1 protein-coding gene and 1 pseudogene are annotated in these 1350 nt (G+C 54.8%); both read left to right on the forward strand.

Features of this window, described 5'->3' with window-relative positions:
* Positions 1–237, forward strand: a pseudogene (locus tag EJP87_RS18170) (hypothetical protein); the annotation flags it as partial.
* A 78-nt stretch (positions 238–315) separates the two neighbouring features.
* Positions 316–1026: a response regulator transcription factor gene (locus EJP87_RS16535; RefSeq protein ID WP_130472937.1), complete on the forward strand. Its 711-nt coding sequence runs from the start codon at positions 316–318 to the stop codon at positions 1024–1026.
* Positions 1027–1350 lie beyond the last annotated feature (324 nt).

The following is a 1350-nucleotide window of genomic DNA, read 5'->3' on the forward strand; positions in this document are numbered from 1 at the left end:
TCCAAGGTTCACCTCTCCATCGACAAAACTTACCGCCGCGCCTTGGCCGCTTTGTACAATATCGAGGATTCGGTAAAATCCTTGCAATCCGACGCTCCTGGCGCCAAAGAAGAGGCGATGAAAAAGATTGTCGATATTCTCAAACGTCGTGAGATCTATCGCCACATCCATCTCTGTGGACGGCAAATTGCTGACGCCGGCACCGTCTTGCACGGTGTGGTTGTGCAACTGAGCTAAAAAACCATTTTTCTCTCTCGCCGGTGCCGCCCTTGGGCGGCACCGGCTTTTCCACGCCATCATGGGCCTACTCTGGCAATGTCGCACATTCTCATCATCGATGACGAACCAGAACTGCTGACCGTCCTGGAATATAATCTGCGCCGCGAAGGCTATCAAACCCAGGCGTTTCAAAGCGGAGAGGAGGGTTTGCAATGGGCCCTGCAGCATGAGACCCCTCTTCTGGCCCTCTTGGATGTCATGCTGCCTGGCATCTCTGGCGTCGAGGTCTGCTATCGACTGCGTGCCAATGACAGAACCAGACAGATGCCCATCATCTTTCTCAGCGCCAAAGGCAATGAAATCGATCGGGTGATTGGTTTTGAGCTGGGTGCTGATGATTATGTGGTCAAACCCTTCAATGTGCGCGAACTGTTACTGCGCATTCGTGCCATCCTCCGTCGTGGCGCCCCGGCACCACAAAGCGAAACCACACACCTGCTGCTCTGCGAAGAGATCCGTCTCGATAAAAAGCGCCACCAATTGTGGGTCAACGAACAAGAGGTGGCCCTGACCAGTATCGAATTTAATCTTCTGTCTGTCCTTTTGGCCAAACAGGGCTATATCCAATCCAGAGAAAATCTGCTGGCCGAAGCTTGGGGTGACCATGCCACGGTGCATGTGCGTACTGTCGATGTCAACATCAAACGTCTGCGAGAAAAGTTGGGCAGTGCCGGTCATCGGCTGGAGACCATTCGTGGCATAGGCTATCGCATGCGCTGCCGGGGAGTTTCGGCAAAAGAGGGATAAGCCCGACCAATGAGGGCGCCTCGGCAAAAAAGGGATAGAGCCACATATGTTGTCACTATTCGGGTTGGTGCTGGCTCGCCAAATCTACCCGGTTTGCGATGACTCGCCAGCTCTACCCCCATGGGGATGCTGTGCGGATTGGCGCAAAAAAACGCGCCAATCCGCACAGCTTGCTTCCATTAGGCGCGCCGCGCCGACGCAAAAAGCGCTCGGCTTGTTGTGAAAAGCGCGCCAAAAGCACAAAACAAAACCCCAGAGGCTCCGCCTCTGGACTCCGCCAGGGAGGTGCCCTCCCTGGACCCGCAGTTGTTTTGGGTGGTGAAT

The organism is Candidatus Magnetaquicoccus inordinatus, from assembly GCF_004217665.1.
Classification (GTDB): domain Bacteria; phylum Pseudomonadota; class Magnetococcia; order Magnetococcales; family Magnetaquicoccaceae; genus Magnetaquicoccus; species Magnetaquicoccus inordinatus.